Genomic DNA, 13,540 nt, shown 5'->3' with positions numbered 1-13,540 from the left:
TCAACAAGGCCTGCAAGCGGACGTGAGCCGTCAACCCGTCCGACCGGGCACCGTCGAGACGGCGAGCGGTGCGGAGAGCTTTGCAGACGCCGCGCGTCGGCTGCTACTGCCCCGACGGCGTACGCAGGCCGTGCCAGGCGTCGCGGACCTGGTGGTAATGCACCTCGGGCAGGTAGTCCGGCGTGTTCAGGTTCAGCGTCTTGACGTCGAGATGGCCGATGGCGCTGAGCAGCGTGTAGGAGGCGATCACGCGGTCGCGTTGCGCGCCGATGAGGCGGGCCTTGGCCTGGATCAGATCGGCTTGCGAGTTCAAGACGTCCACGGTCGTGCGCTGTCCGCCGGACGCCTCACGCTGCACGCCCTGGAGTGCGACGGTCGCCGCCTTCACCTCGGACTCCGAGGCCGAGACCGTGACCTTGGCACCTTCATTGGCAACCCATGCGCTGACCACCGCCGTGCGCGCCTGGTTGCGCACCTGGTCGAGCACGAGCCGGCTCTGTGCCGTGATCTCCTTGGCCTGCCGGGTCTGTGCCGCAGCCTGACCGCCGTCGTAGATCGGCGCGGTGACGTTGGCGACGATCGAGGCCTGGTCTTCGGCAAAGGTGCCTAGCGTCGGGTCGTTGTTGCGGCTCTTGCTTGCGCTGCCCTGGATGCTGGCGCTCGGCAGCAGCGTGCCTTCGGCGATGCGGATGTTGGTGGAGGCGACATCGACGTCGAAGCTTGCGGCCATCACCGCCGGATGCTGGCGGATCGCCATCGTCACGGCGTCTTCGCGGCTCTTCGGCAGGTAGCGGTCGACGGCCTCGGCGGGCCGAAGCTGCGATGGCGCGTTGCCGATCACCTGCGCATAGGTCGCCTGGCTGACGGCGAGAGCGACCTCGGCCGCGTTGAGGTCGGCAAGGCCGCGGTTGAGACGAGCCTCGGCCTGCGCGGTGTCGGTCGGCGTGACATCGCCGGCGTTGAGGCGGCGCTGGGTGACAGAAAGTGTTTCGCGCAGGAAGGCGACGTTGGAGCGCTGTGCCTCGACCAGGGACTGGTTGGCGAGCACGTTGGTGTAGGCGGTGACCGCATCGAGCAGGACGCCCTGGCCGACATTGCGCAGTGCCTCGCGTCCCGACTGCACCTGGAGTTCGGCGGCCCGCACGCTGTTGGCGGTGCGGAAACCGTTGAACAGGGTCTGCGTCACGGTGACGCCGATGATCCAGGGTTTCAGGTTGGCGGTCTGGATGGTGTTGTCGGGCAACAGATTGCGCACCGATTGCAGGCCGGCGCTGAGGCTGGCCACGATCTGCGGCCGATAGCCGGCGAGCGCCTGCGGCACGTTCTCGTCGGTCGCGCGCTGGCGCGCGCGCTCGGCATTGAGCTGCGGGTTGGTCTGGTAGGCCTTGGCCAGCGCCTCCGGCAGGGCTTCGGCCCAGGCGGCGGAGGGCAGGGCGCACGAGAGCGCCAGCGTGGCCCATGTCGCAAACGCGGGACCCACGCCCGATCGATGCCGCGTCACCCCGCGACCAGCTCTGGCGATACGCCCAATCATATGTTCCCGCGAAATTCCCGGCTGTCCGCCCCCGCCGACGGCGGTCCTCTTAACTGTTAAACCAGCCGAGGTCCCGCAGGCAAACTGCCGCGGGGGAAACCCCCATGAAATCCGTGCTTGTTGCAGCTCCGTCACAGCATTCTGTAGGAACGCGGCAGAGCCTTACGCCAGCCTGACCGGTTTGCCTTACCGGTTCTTGTTCACCGGCTTGCGCTTCTCGATGAACGCAGCCATGCCCTCGGAGCGGTCCTCGAGCGCGAAAGTCGAGTGGAACAGGTTGCGCTCGACGCTCATGCCCTCGGCGAGCGTGGTCTCGAAGGCGCGATTCACCGCTTCCTTGGCCATCGCGGCCGCAGGGCGCGACATCGCGGCGATCTTCTCGGCTGCCGCCATTACTTCGTCCATGAGCTTGTCGGCGGGTACGATGCGGCTGACGAGGCCCGAGCGCTCGGCTTCCGCCGCATCCATCATCCGGCCGGTGAGGCAGAGGTCCATTGCCTTGGACTTGCCGATCGCGCGCGTCAGGCGCTGGGTACCGCCGATGCCGGGAATGGTGCCGAGCGTGATCTCGGGCTGGCCGAACTTTGCGGTGTCGGCAGCGATGATGAAATCGCACATCATGGCGAGCTCGCAGCCGCCGCCCAGCGCATAGCCGGCAACCGCCGCTATCGTCGGCTTGCGGCAACGCGCGACGCGGTCGCCGCCGATCGCGGCGAAATCCTCCGAGAACATGTCGATGAAGCCCTTGGGCTGCATCTCCTTGATGTCGGCGCCGGCGGCAAAGGCCTTCTCGTTGCCGGTCACGACGATGCAGCCGATGGCATCATCGGCCTCGAGATCGTCGACCGCCGCGGCGATCTCGCGAAAGACGCCGAAAGAGAGTGCGTTGAGCATCTTCGGCCGGTTCAGCTTGACGATGCCGACCGCGCCTTTGCTTTCGACGATGATGTGTTCGAACGTGCTCATGCTCCACCCACGCTTTTGATTGGGTGGGCAATGTGCCCGCTGGCGCGATGGGCTTCAAGGGGCTGCAGGCCGCCGGAACGCGACGACGGGCGCGTTCCGGAAGAGGTCCGCCAGGCCGACTCGGGCCGGGAAGCGGCCGGCAATCACGCCATGAGCATCCGCGCGGCGGACGCCAGCGTCAGCAGCGTGCCGACGCCGATGAAGATCTTGCCGATCAGGGAGCTCTGGTCCCAGGCCGAGCTCTGGTGGCTGCTTGCCATCACCGGCGCAGGCCGCGGCTGCGCCTCGGTTGCGGCAATCACCGCCTTCTGGCCGGGCGTCTCCTGTTGCAGGGCGCGATCAATGTCGTTGAGCTGATCGGGCGCGACGACCTGGCTTTCGGCCGGCGCGCCGTTGGTATTATCGGCTGCAGCCTGGACATTGTCGTTGGCGCGGTTCGTCATCGCGGAGGCGGCAGCCGCAGTCGGCGTATCCGTGGCGAGCTGCGCGTTGGCATTGGCGACCTCCGGCGGCATCTGGCTCGACACCGGCACCTCACTGCCTGCCTTGTTGTCGTTCTTGTTGCCGTTCCTGGCCTCGTCAGCCCGTGCCGCGGCGCCCTTCTTGTCGGCCTTGTCGTCGGATTTCTGCGTCGTCTTGCTGCTGGTGCGGCGCGAGTCTTGGCGCCGGTGCTTGGCCGTGTCGGCCTGCTGGTCCGCGCTGTCCGCTTTATTGCTTGCGGCCGAATTCGGCGCCGCCTGTGCAATGCCTCCGAACTGCAAGAAAAGCCCGGCCAAGACAATCAGGGCCGCGCGTGCGCTGGCTTTCATCATGTTGACGATCTCCCCAATTTCCGCCCGTCCCGGCAGCGAACAGAGACCCCGGGGCGTGACGACAGCGGGGCAGAAAATGGGAATCTTCGGGCTAGACCCGGCAAAAACGGGGCAAATTGCGTTGCATTGTTGCCTCCGGATGCGGTACGGGCCGATCGGTGTTATGAGCCGTCAGGGATCTCTGCGGCCGCATTGATCGCGTCGTCCGGCCGTGCATCACGAATTCGTGATGTGATGGGTGTCCGCGTAACAAATTGAAAGAGCGGCCGAATTGCATGGTGAGGGGCGCGGGTGCGCGGACGTGAGGACGAATGGACCGGCCTGATGCGGTCGGCCATGGCTGGCGATGACGCGGCCTATCATCGCCTGTTGAAGGCCATCACGCCGGTGCTGCGCGCTGCCGCGAGGCGAGGGTTGGCGCGGGCAGGTCAGCCTCCCGACCAGGCCGAGGATATCGTGCAGGAGATTCTGTTGGCGGTGCATCTGAAACGGCACACCTGGGACAGCGAGGCCGCCTTCGCGCCCTGGCTGTTTGCGATCGGCCGCAACAAGCTGATCGACGCGCTCCGCCGGCGCGGCAAGCGCGTATTCGTCAACATCGACGATTTTGCCGAGACGTTGCCGGGCGAGGTGCCGCAGGAGACCGCGTCGGCTGGCGAGGTCGCCGCCCAACTGGGCACGCTGCCGCAGCGCCAGCGCGACGTGCTGCAATCGATCGCGGTCGAGGCCGCCTCGATCAAGGATACGGCGGCGAAGTTTTCGATGAGCGAGGGTGCGGTGCGGGTCGCGCTGCATCGCGGACTTGCCGCGCTGACGGCCAAACTGCGGGACCATTAGTCATGGACACCGATCAACTCATTCGCTCGCTCGCAGCCGACAACGCGCACCGCGCTCCACGCGTCGGCGCTGTGCTGACCATGGCGCTGCTGGTGGCCGCGCCGTTTTCGATCCTGTTTTTTGCGACATTTCTCGGCGTGCGCGCCGACGTGATGAGCGCCATGCACAATCCGTTCTTCGACATGAAGTTCGCGGTGACGCTGTCGCTCGCAATCCCCGCGATCATCGTCAGCCTGCATTTGTCGCGTCCCGAAGCCCTGCTGCGCGGCTGGGCCTGGCTGCTGCTGCTGCCGGTCGGGCTGCTGGCGGTTGCGATCGGCAGCGAGGCGATGATGGCCCCGGCCATGCCGATGACGATGCGCCTGATGGGCAAGAACTCCAGGATGTGCCTGGTCGCGATCCCTGCGATGTCGCTGCCGCTGCTTGCGGGGGCGCTGTTCGGCCTGCGCCACGGTGCTCCGTCAAGCCCCGCGCTCGCCGGAGCGCTTGCCGGGCTGGTGTCGGCCGGCCTCGCCGCGACCCTCTATGCCTCGCACTGCACCGACGACTCGCCCCTGTTCGTCGCGACCTGGTACACGCTCGCGACCGCGGTGGTGACCGCGATCGGCGCGCTGGTGGGATCGAAGGTTCTGAGATTCTAGATCCTGCGGGTTCACTCCGCCGGCGTCGCGCCCAGCTGCATGCGGTGGAAGCGCAGCACCTGCTGCGCGGTCGATGGGCGCAGCGCGTCATAGCTGTCGCGCAGCGTCAGAATGTCGGTCTGCGACCCGCCGGAGAGCTTCTCGCGCATGGCGATGATGGCGCGCACGCTCGACCATTGCATGCCAGCGACCTTGGCGAGGATCATCACGCCTTCGGTACGGCTCTCGATCATCATGGTCTCGGCCGTCTCGACCGCGACGCCCGCGAGTGCAGCCAGCCCCGCATTGGTCTCGTCGAACTTGCCCTGCTCGGCGAAGGTTGTGACCTGGAACTCGTTGAGCCGGCCGTCGTCGTGCAGCGATTTCACCAGCGCGCGGGCCAATTCGGTCTGCTTCGTCATGGCGGCAGCGCGAACCCGTTGGGCCGCTTGCTGGACTACGCTCGCGACTTCATCCGCAAGCTCGGGATGCGCGGCCGCAAGCTTCCTGCGCACGCTCGAGGATGCCTTGGCGACCAGTCTCAAATAGTGATGGCGCGGCAGGTCGGGCCGCAGGCCGATGCAGCTGGCGAGGTCGTCGTCGCGCTCGGCGCGGATGACGAGTTCGGTGAGACTTCCCTCGGAAAGCCGCGCGCCCGGATTCCTGACGGTCGACTGCACCACGTCCTCGTTGCCGCGCGTCACCAGCACGTCGGTCAGTGCTTCCGACAGCATCCGTCGTAGCGAGATCGCCTTGAGATGCGCCTGACCCCTGGTGCGCGCGATCTCGAGCAGGGTCGTCTCGTCCAGCCGCTCCGATTTCGACAGCACAGGGCCGGAGACCTCGATGACCTCGTCGAGCGCGAGCGTGCGGATGATTTTCGGCGGCGCAGCGGCGATCGGTGCGAGGCGTTCGGCGAGCAGCGCCCTGGCCGACGTCTCGATCTCCCCGATCAGGCATTGGAACACGTCGTCGAACACGCGGATGTGGTCGTCGGAATAGTCCACAGCGTTGCCCACGAAGAGATCGGTGACGCGGCGCAGCGTCTCGACCCGGCGCGCAACGGTGCCGTGAGCGAGGGCAGCCTGCAATTCCTCGAGCAGGTTTTCGGATGGTCTTGCGGATCTGGATCTCATTGCCCTGTCCTGGAGCGTTCGGCCCGGCAACGGCTTCTGCCGCGCCGGGAGAAAATGGATTGGTCAGTTCGTCACAATGGAGTTGCGCCCTTGCGCCTTGGCGGAATAGAGCGCGCGGTCGGCGCGCGCGAGAAACGTGTCGGCAGTATCAGTGTCGCGCAGCGTCGCGACGCCCGCGGAAATGGTCACCCGCATGCCCGGAGAGAACGCGCTCCAGTCGAGATCGGCGACGATGCCGCGCAACCGCTCCAGCATGCGCTGCGCGGCGTCGCCCGGCATGCCCGGCAGCAGCAGCAGGAATTCCTCGCCGCCGTATCGGCCGAAACTGTCGGCCGGGCGGATGTTGGCGAAAATGGTGATCGCGAAGGTGCGCAGCACCTCGTCGCCGACGGGATGGCCGTAGGCGTCGTTGATGCGCTTGAACCAGTCGAGATCGATCAGCGCGATCGCGCACGGCGTGGATGCCTGCCGCGACTTTTCGATCTCGGCGTCGAGAAGCCGCGTGATGCAGCGGCGGTTGTAGGCGCCGGTGAGTTCGTCGAGCTCGGCGAGTTCCTCGATGCGCTGATAGGCCGCCTTCAGTTCGATGCTGCGCCGGTACAGGACCTTGCGCAGGGTCGCGCCGAACAGGCCGAGGAAGGCGCACTGGCCGATCACCAGCACGAAGCAGAGCATCGAGGCGGCTCGCTGCAGCCGGGTCGTGACCGGCAGTCCGATCGGCAGGTCCGATCCCAGGAAAACCGCGGCGAGCCCGCAGGTGGCAAGGGCCCAGGTGAGCATCGCCTGCCCCGACGTCATACGCAGCGTGCCGAACGCGAAGATCAGAAACAACACGGCCAGGAACGCGACCCCGACGGTCGGCACCGCGAGCAGGAACGCCAGCTGCAGCGCCATATGCGCCGAGATCTGATAGACGGTGAGGTAATGATCCTTGAACCGGTCGCCGAAGCCGGCTTCGGACAGCACCGTGAACGTACCGATGATGATGAGGCCGCCGATCCAGAACAGCGACGGAACGCCCATCGAGATGGTGCCGTCATAGGCGTAGAGCAGCAGGACCGAGGCGCCAAGCGAGTAGCTTGCGACCTGGCCCATATACATCTGGCGGCGCTGCCGGGCCCGGCGCGCCCGGACTTCGGGGGGTGCGGTCTCAGGCGCGAGGACGAGGTCCGCGGCCTCTGCGGCATTCCTCTCGGGAAAGGACGTCGCGGCCGTGCTCATGGTCCCGCCAATGGTCGATGTCAGCGCAAAAATCTACGTGGCAAGCCTTTAGGTTTGGTATCCTTTGGAGCCGAATCCGAACCCTGCAGCACGGAACAAGATGATCAGCCATCGCGCGATCTTACCGGCGATCCATCGTGTGCGATGCGGTCGAGCCAAAGCAGGGCTTGGTGCGACAAACCTGGTGCAGGGCTGCTATGGAACCGGACTAGGCCGGCGCCTGTGCCGGAAACGCCGTCCGCAGGGAAAGTATCTCAGTACTATGTTACCGATTTGGATTGACACCGCTGACCGCCGCGGATGGGACGATAAAAGTGCGCCTGTGTGGGGTAGCTCACACTTGCCCCCGGATGATTGCGGTAGTTTGAACAATTTTGCCTTCCCCGTCGAACCGCCCGCCGCATCGACCCGACCAACTTTGCGAGACGGCCATTGAGTGTGACACAAGCGGCTTCCGACGAGGTCCTGATTGCCAGGATCGCCCAAGGTGACCGGCTCGCCATGCAGGTGCTGTACGGGCGGCACCATGTCAGGGTTTACAGGTTCGGACTGCGGCTCGTGCGGGACGAGCAGGCGGCGGAAGACCTCATCAGCGAGGTGTTTCTCGACGTCTGGCGTCAAGCCGGCAAGTTCGAGGGCCGATCGGCGGTTTCCACCTGGCTGCTGGCAATCACCCGGTTCAAGGCCCTGTCTGCGCTCCGGCGCAGGAAGGATTTCGAACTGGACGAAGAAGCCGCGAACGCGATCGAGGACACGTCCGACGATCCGGAAACGGTGGTGCAGAAGAAGGACACCAGTGAGGCGTTGCGGGAGTGTCTGACGGGCCTCTCGCCGGAACACCGGGAAATCGTTGATCTCGTCTACTACCACGAGAAGTCCGTGGAGGAGGTGGCCGGGATCGTCGGAATTCCCGAGAACACTGTGAAGACGCGCTTGTTCTATGCGCGCAAGAAATTGGCCGAACTGCTGAAGGCAGCCGGCGTTGAGCGAGGCTGGCCATGATGGCGTTGAGCAAGAAGATGCTGGAGCAAGAGCCCAGTGAGATTGAACTGCTGCTGCCGTGGCACGCCGCCGGTACGCTGAGCGCGCGCGATGCGCGCCGCGTCGAGGAAGCGCTGGCGCGCGATCCCGAGCTTGCCAGGCAATATGCCGTGATCCGCGGCGAGTACGAAGAGACCATCCATCTGAACGAGAGCCTTGGGGCTCCGTCGGCGCGGGCGATGCAGAAGCTGTTCGCCGCGATCGACGCTGAGCCGGCGCGGGCGAGCGCCTCGTTGCCGCTGTCGGCGCGCATCTCGACCTTCTTCGCGAGCCTGTCGCCGCGCACGCTGGCGTGGTCGGCGGGCCTCGGCGCTGTCGCGCTCGTGCTGCAGGCCGGTATCATCGGCGCCGTGCTGATGAGAAACCAGCCGGCGACCTTCCAGACGGCTTCGCTCTCGACCAGCGCCCCGATCACACGCGAATTTGGCAGCACGGCCGCCCCGGCGCGCGCGCTGGTGCGATTCACGCCGGAGGCACGCGTCGCCGACATCACCGCGCTGCTCGACAGCTATCAGGCTTCGATCATCGGCGACGCCAAGGGCGGCATGTTCCGCCTCCAGTTCGACAAGGCGATGAGCCAGGACGAACTCGCCTCGCTGCTCGGCAGGATGCAGCGCGAGAAGGTCGTCAACCTCGCCGTCGCGGCGCCCTAGGCGCGCCGCTGAGCCGATGACGGGCAATTCCGACAGCAGGGTGCGTGCCGGGGCGTACGCTTCGTCCATCGGAGCCGCCCTTCTGGTCGCCTCTTGTCTTGGCGTCGAGGTTGCGCAGGCGCAGGCGATCATGCGGACGCCTACGATCAGCGTTCCCTCGCGCACCCCGACGATCTCCCCGAGCATTGCCCCGCGGGTCAACCCGACCCTGTCCGCCAGGGCGGTGTCGGTCGATCGCGGCCCGCGTCCGATTACGACCGCCCGGATTCCTTCGCGGATCGGATTGACGCCGGTGCTGCCCTATGCGCGCTACTCCCCCAACCTCTATCCGGCCTGCGCCGCGCCCTATCGGTCTGCCGACGGCGAATGCCTGGCACAGGCGAACGCGGGCGGCGAGGGCAGTGGAAAATCGGGCAACAAGAAGAGCGCCCGCAAGGGGCGCGGCAACAACACGCCGGTCGCGGTGAACCAGCGCAGCTTCGCAGGCGAATTCGTCGCCGAGATCGACGGCAGTCTGTCGGTGACGGAGGCCGACGAGCTTGCGCGTCGCCACGGCCTCGCGCGCGTCGCATCCGAGAATTTTCCGCTGATCGGGGCGACGTTCGGCCTGTTCCGCATTACCGACGGCCGGCCCGCCGAGACGGTACGGCGCGAGTTCGCGGCCGACGGCAGCGTTCGCTCGGTCCAGCCGAACTTCCGCTACGTGCTCCAGGACCAGAAATCGTCCGTACCGGTCGAGGGCGATCCCGCGCAATATGCACTGGCAAAACTCCGCCTGCCGCAGGCGCATGCGCTGGCGCACGGAGCCAACGTTACAATTGCCGTGATCGACTCCGGCATCGACGCCAAGCATCCCGAACTCGCCAATTCCGTCGCCGACAGTTTCGACGCGCTCGGCAGTGCAGAGGGGCCGCACGTCCACGGCACCGGCATCGCCGGCGCCATCGTGGCGCATGCCCGCCTGATGGGCAGCGCGCCTGAGGCGCGCATCATCGCCATCCGGGCCTTCGGCGGCGCCAACGGCGGCAGCGAGAGCTCGTCCTACATCATCCTGCGGTCGCTGAACTACGCCGCCGAGCACGGCGCGCAGATCATCAATATGAGCTTTGCCGGTCCGAAGGACGCGATCATCGAGCGCGCGATCGCGGCGACGGCCGCACGCGGCCTCGTGCTGATCGCGGCCGCCGGCAATGCCGGCGCGAAATCGCCGCCGCTCTATCCGGCTGCCAATCCCAATGTGATCGCGGTCAGCGCGACGGATCAGCAGGACAGGCTGTTCATCGCCTCCAACCGCGGCAACTACATCGCGGTCGCAGCCCCCGGCGTCGACATCTTCCTGCCGGCACCCGCCGGCAAATACCAGATGACGTCGGGAACCTCGTTCTCGGCCGCCCATGTCTCCGGCGTCGCGGCGCTGCTCCTCGAGCGCAACCACGCCTTGAAGCCGGAGGCGCTGCGCATGACGCTGGCGAAGACCGCGCGCGACCTCGGGTCCCCCGGACGTGACGACCTTTTCGGCGACGGTCAGGCCGACGCCTTTGCCGCGGTCATGGCGGTGCCCGCCGACAGCGCCACGCCCGTTGCGGCTGCGTCCGGTACAACAAAACGTGAAGATGCCGAGAAGCGTCGCGGCGAGCCCGGCAGCCGTGCGATCGAGCAACCGTCGTTGTCGGGCTCGGACGAAAAGTCCGCGGTTTCTCAGGCAGATAGACCGGCGGCGAGATAGCGGCAGCGACAAGGATGCGCACGGGCTGAAGCTCAAAAAAGCGAACCCTCGCATTGAACGTTCAGCCAGCTACCACGACCAACTGATGTGGGAGCGGTCATCCCTCCCCATCAGTCATATCAGGCGCGAGCGCCCATCCACCCCAAGCGCCCATATGGCTTGACCCGTCCGGTTGTCCCCCCGGACGGGTCTTTTCTTTTCAGCGCGTTCTTGAGCGAAGTGGCCGCCGGCCCGCGTGACGAAAACACGTCAAACCAAGAATCCAGGGCGTCAGTTCTGATTCAACCGGAGCCGAAGCCTTGGGCATCCGATCTTTCGAAGCTCCGCATTCGTTCAGGTTGAGGGTCGCCGCAGCCGTCTGTTGCGGTCGGGCGCGCAACGCGCCGCAACTCGGTTATGCTTGTGCGAAGCTTGACTCGAAAACGCAGCAAATTTCCGGAGGACTACGGTATTTGATGACGAATGCCGTGTCGCTGCTGGACAAGTCAAATCTTTTCCACAAAATATTCATGTCGCGTCTAAATTGATTCGTGTGCGTTGCGTCCCCCGCGTCCGTATTTTTTCCTGACGGGCTGGTTCATGACACATCGCCAAGAGTTCGTTCGCGACGCAGTCGCCGACCGCGCCATCGCGGCGCGCTGGTGCGCTCTCGCCGAACAGCGCCTGCAACATCTCTCCGAGATGTTCGAGACCGGCCGCTGGCGCCGGTATCATTCCGAGATCGAATTCCTTGAAAACATCCAGGAAGCCAAGCGTGCGGTCCAGACCTGGCGCGCTCTCGCAACCGGCGGGGACGTCGCCGAGGCGGCTGCAAGCGTGACGCCCACATTCGGTTGGTCGCCGGCGACGATGCCCCGCATGGCACCGCGCGAGCAGCAGGCGCAGACCGTCCAGCCCAAGGCCGTTCACATCGCGCCTAAGACCGCTGTGGCGGTCAGGCTCGATCAGAAGCCGGACGTGCTCGCAGAGATCACCGAGGCGCCGATCGTGGCGGCGTTGCCATCCGTCGCGATGGCGCCGCCCACTGCACCTGCCGCGGTGGCTTCGTTTACCGCCCCCGCCGAGATGCCGCCGCTCAAGGCTCCCGCCGCGAGGGCACCGCTCAGCGCACCTGCCGTGAGATCACCCCTTGCGCCCGCCGCCATGACGCCGTTCACCGCGCCCGACGTGAGGCCGCCGCTCGCGGTGCCTGCCGCGAAGCTGCCGAAGTCGGCGCCTGCGGCGATGGCAGCGCTCCTCCCGCAGTTCGCCCCTCCCACTGCCGAAATCGTCGCAGCCCCCGAGCGCGTCGTCGAATTCACCTTCAGCCTCGACGGTCTCGAAGCCAAATACCCGCTGCTCCGAAACGCGTTCTAAGGCGGTGGGTCAGGCCCGAGCAGAGTCGGCCGCCTCCCTCGCCCCGTCCTCCTGAGGTGCGAGGCATGGGACGCCCCGCGTCCCATAGGGAGCCTCGAAGGAAGTACGGTCCGCCCGCCGGTTGCGCGCCTAACGTCGCACCGCATTGCTGCCGACCACAAGCTGCGCGAAGCGTTGCGCCCCTTCGGCGGACAGATCCGACGTCACCGCCCGCGCGTGGTCGAGCCCGACCACGGCGCCTCGTGGCGTTTCCGAGATCATGTTGTTGTTGACGAGCGCGGTGCCCGCGCCCGGCACGACCGAGACCCCGACGCCGGCCAGCGCCTTGCGGATCACATTGCCTGTGATCGCGACGTCGCGCAGATATTTGCCCCAGCCGGCGACGATGCCGTAGGACGGCGCATTCTCGATCACGTTGCCGGTGACCGATGTGTCAGCCTCGATGTAGATGCCGACGCCGGCATCGTCGTCCGGTGCGGTGCCGATCGGCCGCTTCGGGATCAGATTGCGGATGATGTTGCCCTGGACCACCGCAATGCGGCCGCCCTCGTTGAAATTGCACACGGAGACGCCGACGGCGGCGCCATCCACCGTGTTGTTGGCGATCACCGCGGCTTCGAACGCAAACTCCGAATAAAGCGCGACCTCGCGCACGTCACTGACGCTGTTGCCGGTGATGTGGATGTTCGAGGCCGAGTTGCCGCGCACCGCCGAATAGTCGCAATTCCTGATGCGGTTGCCGCGCACGATCACGTTGCCGGCGCGAAACGCGTTGATGGCGTTGCCGTACTGGCCGGAGCCGCCGGGGCCTGCCTTGATGTCCTCGATGCGGTTGTCGGCGACCAGCGTGCCGTCGTCGCCGATCGCGGTGCGCAGGATCTCGATGCCATTGTCGTTGGTGCCGATGATGGTGTTGCGCGAGACGCTGAGCGCCTTGGCGTCGAACGAGACCACCGCAGTTAACGCGATGTTGGTGAAGATGTTGCCGGAGACGTCGCCCGCGACCTGCTCGAGCCAGATGCCGCCGCCGCCCGATTGCGTGATCTCGCAATCCGCCATGCGCACATCTCGTCCGCCGAGAACATGGATCAGGCCCCGCCGGGTCGGCAGCGGAATGTTGCCGCCGTCGAAGGTGATGCCGGTGAGGCCGATCGCATCGGAGCCGTCGCTCTGGATCATCGAGGCTCCGCCCGTGAAGACCAGTTTGGTCGCACCGCGCACGCCGATCAGTTGCGACCCGTTCGGCAGCCGCAGCAGTCCGCTGCGATAGACGCCCGGCGGCAGCGCCAACGGCATTTGCGCCCGCGCGGCCTCGTCGATCGCGCGCTGCAGCGCGCGTGTCTGATCCTCGCTGCTGCCGGGGCGAACGCCATATTGCGTGGCGTCGCGCCCGAGCAGGGACGTCAGCGGCGCCGCGCGCGCAGCGTCGGCCGGCATGGCGAGCGCGCCGGCGATGCCCGCGGTCGAAGCCCCGATGAGATGACGGCGATTGAGGTCCATGACGCGTCCTCCGGCGGACGCGGGAGGTCCGCGGAGACTAGGTAGCGCAGGGCGGCGAAGGCGGTGAGGATTGTTCGCGGTAGGGTTAAATGTTTACCGCAAAGACGATGCCGTAGGGTGGCAAAGCGACTTGTCCGC

The 13,540-nt window shown here is 66.4% G+C and carries 12 protein-coding genes; 6 read left to right on the top strand and 6 right to left on the bottom strand.

From position 1 onward, the window contains the following. Positions 1–103 precede the first annotated feature (103 nt). From XH96_RS27320 to XH96_RS27310, 3 genes are all read right to left on the bottom strand, one after another. Positions 104–1,534, bottom strand: a complete 1,431-nt coding sequence (locus XH96_RS27320) for a TolC family outer membrane protein (RefSeq protein ID WP_194388493.1) — start codon at positions 1,532–1,534, stop codon at positions 104–106. Between the two features lie 186 nt (positions 1,535–1,720). Next, positions 1,721–2,500, bottom strand: a complete 780-nt coding sequence (locus XH96_RS27315; protein WP_194388492.1) for an enoyl-CoA hydratase — start codon at positions 2,498–2,500, stop codon at positions 1,721–1,723. Between the two features lie 143 nt (positions 2,501–2,643). Next, the gene (locus XH96_RS27310; RefSeq protein ID WP_194388491.1) at positions 2,644–3,312 is read right to left on the bottom strand and encodes a hypothetical protein; all 669 of its coding nucleotides are present in this window, start codon (positions 3,310–3,312) and stop codon (positions 2,644–2,646) included. Between the two features lie 291 nt (positions 3,313–3,603). Between XH96_RS27310 and XH96_RS27305 the strand changes: the two genes are divergently transcribed. Then, on the top strand, positions 3,604–4,149 hold the full coding sequence (locus tag XH96_RS27305) for a sigma-70 family RNA polymerase sigma factor (protein ID WP_194388490.1): 546 nt from the start codon (positions 3,604–3,606) through the stop codon (positions 4,147–4,149). Between the two features lie 2 nt (positions 4,150–4,151). Further along, positions 4,152–4,790: an NrsF family protein gene (locus XH96_RS27300; RefSeq protein WP_194388489.1), complete on the top strand. Its 639-nt coding sequence runs from the start codon at positions 4,152–4,154 to the stop codon at positions 4,788–4,790. 11 nt (positions 4,791–4,801) lie between these two features. On the opposite strand, the gene XH96_RS27295 is transcribed toward XH96_RS27300, so the two are convergent. Both XH96_RS27295 and XH96_RS27290 read right to left on the bottom strand, forming a co-directional pair. After that, positions 4,802–5,905 (bottom strand): DUF2336 domain-containing protein, encoded by a 1,104-nt coding sequence (locus XH96_RS27295; RefSeq protein WP_194388488.1) that lies wholly within the window; start codon positions 5,903–5,905, stop codon positions 4,802–4,804. A 63-nt stretch (positions 5,906–5,968) separates the two neighbouring features. Further along, positions 5,969–7,126, bottom strand: coding sequence for a GGDEF domain-containing protein (locus XH96_RS27290; protein ID WP_194388487.1), 1,158 nt, complete (start codon positions 7,124–7,126; stop codon positions 5,969–5,971). Between the two features lie 432 nt (positions 7,127–7,558). On the opposite strand from XH96_RS27290, the gene XH96_RS27285 reads away from it, so the two are divergent. The 4 genes from XH96_RS27285 (at position 7,559) to XH96_RS27270 (ending at position 11,902) form a co-directional block, all read left to right on the top strand. Continuing rightward, positions 7,559–8,128 (top strand): sigma-70 family RNA polymerase sigma factor, encoded by a 570-nt coding sequence (locus XH96_RS27285; protein WP_028176705.1) that lies wholly within the window; start codon positions 7,559–7,561, stop codon positions 8,126–8,128. Continuing rightward, the gene (locus XH96_RS27280) at positions 8,125–8,820 is read left to right on the top strand and encodes a zf-HC2 domain-containing protein (protein ID WP_061878043.1); all 696 of its coding nucleotides are present in this window, start codon (positions 8,125–8,127) and stop codon (positions 8,818–8,820) included. Before XH96_RS27285 ends, XH96_RS27280 begins: the two co-directional genes overlap by 4 nt. A gap of 16 nt (positions 8,821–8,836) precedes the next feature. Then, positions 8,837–10,546: a S8 family serine peptidase gene (locus XH96_RS27275; protein ID WP_194388486.1), complete on the top strand. Its 1,710-nt coding sequence runs from the start codon at positions 8,837–8,839 to the stop codon at positions 10,544–10,546. A gap of 579 nt (positions 10,547–11,125) precedes the next feature. After that, the gene (locus tag XH96_RS27270; protein ID WP_194388485.1) at positions 11,126–11,902 is read left to right on the top strand and encodes a TIGR03809 family protein; all 777 of its coding nucleotides are present in this window, start codon (positions 11,126–11,128) and stop codon (positions 11,900–11,902) included. Positions 11,903–12,031: 129 nt separating this feature from the next. Here XH96_RS27270 and XH96_RS27265 read toward each other — a convergent pair whose 3' ends face one another. Continuing rightward, complete coding sequence (locus tag XH96_RS27265) at positions 12,032–13,402, bottom strand: TIGR03808 family TAT-translocated repetitive protein (protein WP_194388484.1); 1,371 nt, start codon at positions 13,400–13,402, stop codon at positions 12,032–12,034. Positions 13,403–13,540: the final 138 nt, after the last annotated feature.

Source organism: Bradyrhizobium sp. CCBAU 51765, from assembly GCF_015291725.1.
Classification (GTDB): domain Bacteria; phylum Pseudomonadota; class Alphaproteobacteria; order Rhizobiales; family Xanthobacteraceae; genus Bradyrhizobium; species Bradyrhizobium liaoningense.
The sequence above is the reverse complement of the archived record's forward strand: the minus strand, read 5'-3'. Positions and strand labels throughout refer to the sequence as shown.